Here is a 3,520-nt window from a genome sequence, read left to right as displayed (position 1 = left end):
CTTTGAACAAGTCGAAAAAATCTCATGTTCAACCTTATTTCCTAGAAAGTTTTACTCGTTCAAGGCCGAATTTGAAGTCTTTTCTGAACGAAACCCCCTACTATCTGTGGTCAAGGTTCAGTTTTTAGCTTGGTTATCGCCTTTTCCATTGTAGCTTAAAGCCGTCCTCAAAGGACGGGGTTTTAACCCAAATTTTCGATAAACCGCCCGCAAATTTAAATTGCTTGTTGAGATTAGGCAAGAGGCAAGCGGCAAGAGGCAACAGTAAGCGGTTAAAATGTGTCTTAGCTTAGGTCTAAACCTTGCTCTTCTTGGGTTGCAGCCTAAAGAAATCCTTTTCCCGAAAAACCGACTTAATCACTAGATTAAGTTCTGCAAATCTTGCCCTCATTTTCCCTGGCTAACGCACGGGTACTTGTTGATTTTGCAGATAATTTTTGACCTCAGCGATGGTTAATTGACCATAATGGAGCAAAGAAGCCAATAAAGCCGCTTCTGCCCGCCCTTCCGTCAATGCTTCGTAGATATGCTGACAATTGCCCGCTCCTCCAGAGGCAATCACAGGAATCTCCACCCTTTCAGCGATCGCTTTTGTCAAGGCCAGATCGTAACCCGCTTGCGTGCCGTCAGCATCCATACTGGTAACTAACAACTCACCCGCCCCGCGTTTTTCCACTTCTTGCGCCCATAATAAAGCATCAATACCCGTATTTTCGCGTCCACCCCGAACATAAACCTCCCAACCGGGGTTATGCCCATCCTTGCGTCGTCTAGCATCAATCGCCACCACAATACACTGTTTCCCAAAGCGATCGCTGGCTCGATCGAGCAATTCCGGCTCGCGCACGGCAGCCGAGTTAATGCTGACTTTATCGGCCCCGGCTCTTAACAAATTTTTAATATTTTCTAAGGATTGGATACCGCCACCCACTGTCAGAGGAATAAAAACCTGTTCCGCCGTACGATAGACTACATCAATAATCGTGTCGCGATCTTCATGGGTAGCAGTAATATCAAGAAAAACCAACTCATCGGCCCCTGCCTGATTATACAAGCGAGCTAACTCCACGGGGTCGCCAGCATCCTGAAGATTGACAAAATTAACCCCTTTAACCACCCGACCTTTATTGACATCCAAACAAGGCAAAATCCGCTTCGCTAACATATCCTAGACTCTTGATTGTAACAATGGCCATCAAACGATCGCACAATTCCCCTCCGGCTGCCGAGGAAAATCTGCTCACTCCCAATCCCACTATAGAAGAAACGGAAAAAGCAGCCGCGCAGATTCGTCCCCAATCCCTAGAGGATTATATCGGTCAACAGGACTTAAAGGCTAATCTAAAAGTCACCATCGCCGCAGCCAAAGCTAGACAAGAAGCGATCGATCATTTGCTCTTCTACGGACCGCCAGGATTAGGAAAAACCACCATGGCTTTAATTTTAGCGGCCCAGATGGGAGTAAATTGCCGCATTACCGCCGCCCCCGCTTTAGAGCGTCCCCGGGACATTACCGGCATCCTGATCAATCTTCAACCCCGGGATATTCTTTTTATCGACGAAATTCATCGACTGAATCGGGTGACGGAGGAGTTATTATACCCAGCGATGGAGGATTATCGCCTGGATGTGACGATTGGCAAGGGTCAAGCGGCGAAAATTCGCAGTATTTCTTTACCTCCCTTTACTTTAATCGGTGCTACTACCAAAGTTGGCTCTTTAACTTCCCCTTTACGCGATCGGTTTGGCCTGATTCAACGTCTGCGTTTCTATACAATCGAGGAATTGACGGCAATTATTCTCAGAAGTGCCACTATTTTTAATATTCCCATTACTGAAGCGGGTGCGATCGAAATTGCCCGTCGCAGTCGGGGAACTCCACGCATTGCCAATCGTTTATTAAAACGAGTACGCGACTATGTACAGGTGAAGGGAGAAATGGTGATTACTCCCCAGTTAGCTGATCAGGGATTAAATGAATTAAATGTGGATTCTATGGGTTTAGATTGGACCGATCGATTAGTATTAAAGACGATGATCGAACAGTTTCAAGGTAGGCCTGTGGGATTGGAAGCGGTAGCGGCAGCCACGGGAGAAGATGCCAAGACGATCGAGGAGGTGTATGAGCCTTATTTATTACAAATAGGTTATCTTAATCGTACTGCCCGGGGTCGCGTAGTCACGGCAGCCGCCTACGAACATTTAGGCCTACTGGCGAAATTGCCGAAAAATAAGGATCGGAGTTTACCTTTGTTTGAGTTGTAGTTTTCTAGATAGGGCTGGCTGAATAAATCTGAAAACCTTGTTGGATTAAGACTTTTTCCGGGGGAAAATTCACACCCCACACCCCACACCCTAAAACCCTAATTACCTGGGTTTTAGCTTATTGGTGTCTTTAAATACCGGCTTGACTGCGTGAAATCACACAAGTCTTTATATAAAGGTCTTATCATAGTGATAGTAGCAAATTACATTGTTGTGATTGCTTGCCGCTTCTCATCTAGACTGTATTGGGATTGGTCAAAGCTAATTGCAATAGTGATCTTTTATAGTCAACATTTTTTAAGTCTGTTAGCGCCCTATGTCTGTCGTAAATCAAGAAAATCTTAAACTCGAAACTCTCACCCTGTTTCAAAAATACCAAAAAACAGGAGATAATAAGTTACGGGATCAAATTATGGAGTTAAACCTAGGATTAGTCAGAAGGGAAGCTCATCATTGGGTCAATCAATGCCATGAAAATTACGAAGATTTAGTGCAAGTTGGCTGTATGGGACTAATTCGGGCGATCGAGCGTTTTGACAGCAGCAAAGGTCATGCTTTTAGTTCCTTCGCTATTCCCTATATTCGCGGCGAAATTCAACACCATCTGCGCGATAAAGGTTATACAGTTCGTATTCCTCGTCGTTGGTTAGATTTAGGCAGACAAGCGGCCAATGTGCGTCGGCATTTCCAAACTGTCCACAATCGTCAACCCAATGATACGGAAATCTCCCTCGCTTTAAATATTTCGATCGAAGAATGGCAAGAGGTAAAACTGGCTTTCCAAAACCGTGAACCCCTCAGTCTCGATGTGACGGTTAATAACGATGAAGATAATAATACTTGTTTAAAAGACCTCGTTCCCGATCCCCGTTATCGCAGCTTTCAACTTTGTCAAGAGGATCGCATTCGTGTACAACAAGCTCTCGCTCAATTAGAAGAGAAAACCCGTCATATTCTCGAATTTGTCTTCCTTAAAGATCTTACTCAACGGGAAACCGCCGAACAATTAGGTATTAGTGTCGTTACCGTCTCCCGTCGGGTGAAAAAGGGTTTAGAAATGCTCAAGGAAACTATGATCCAAGAGGCATTTTAGCCCAATTATCGGTTCTCATAAGTAGGGTTTGCTGAATAAATCTAAAAACCTTATCCAACAAGGTTTTTAGACTTTTTTTCCCTCAAAAAGTGCCGACCCTTGGAGTGATTGGGGGGAAAATTCAGGGACTTTTTCCCTGAAAATTAGGTAATTGACCACCTG

General features: G+C 44.6%; 3 protein-coding genes. 2 read left to right on the top strand and 1 reads right to left on the bottom strand.

Annotation, left to right across the window (positions count from 1 at the left end):
* Window positions 1-400 precede the first annotated feature (400 nt).
* Window positions 401-1,165 (bottom strand): imidazole glycerol phosphate synthase subunit HisF, encoded by a 765-nt coding sequence (gene hisF / locus IM319_RS03510; protein WP_002787034.1) that lies wholly within the window; start codon window positions 1,163-1,165, stop codon window positions 401-403.
* A 23-nt stretch (window positions 1,166-1,188) separates the two neighbouring features.
* On the opposite strand from hisF, the gene ruvB reads away from it, so the two are divergent.
* Window positions 1,189-2,265: a Holliday junction branch migration DNA helicase RuvB gene (gene ruvB, locus IM319_RS03505; protein WP_287734660.1), complete on the top strand. Its 1,077-nt coding sequence runs from the start codon at window positions 1,189-1,191 to the stop codon at window positions 2,263-2,265.
* A 316-nt stretch (window positions 2,266-2,581) separates the two neighbouring features.
* Window positions 2,582-3,358 carry an RNA polymerase sigma factor SigF gene (locus IM319_RS03500; RefSeq protein ID WP_287685968.1) on the top strand — a complete coding sequence of 259 codons (777 nt, stop codon included), beginning with the start codon at window positions 2,582-2,584 and terminating at the stop codon, window positions 3,356-3,358.
* Window positions 3,359-3,520 lie beyond the last annotated feature (162 nt).

This window comes from Microcystis sp. M113S1, assembly GCF_020246945.1.
Lineage (GTDB): Bacteria > Cyanobacteriota > Cyanobacteriia > Cyanobacteriales > Microcystaceae > Microcystis.
This window is presented reverse-complemented; position numbering and strand designations above follow the sequence as displayed.

What these genes read in the sequence shown, in the direction of transcription:
- hisF (WP_002787034.1), bottom strand. Translation starts at nt 1,165, where the DNA reads ATGTTAGCGAAGCGGATTTTGCCTTGTTTGGATGTCAATAAAGGTCGG.
- ruvB (WP_287734660.1), top strand. Translation starts at nt 1,189, where the DNA reads ATGGCCATCAAACGATCGCACAATTCCCCTCCGGCTGCCGAGGAAAAT.
- IM319_RS03500 (WP_287685968.1), top strand. Translation starts at nt 2,582, where the DNA reads ATGTCTGTCGTAAATCAAGAAAATCTTAAACTCGAAACTCTCACCCTG.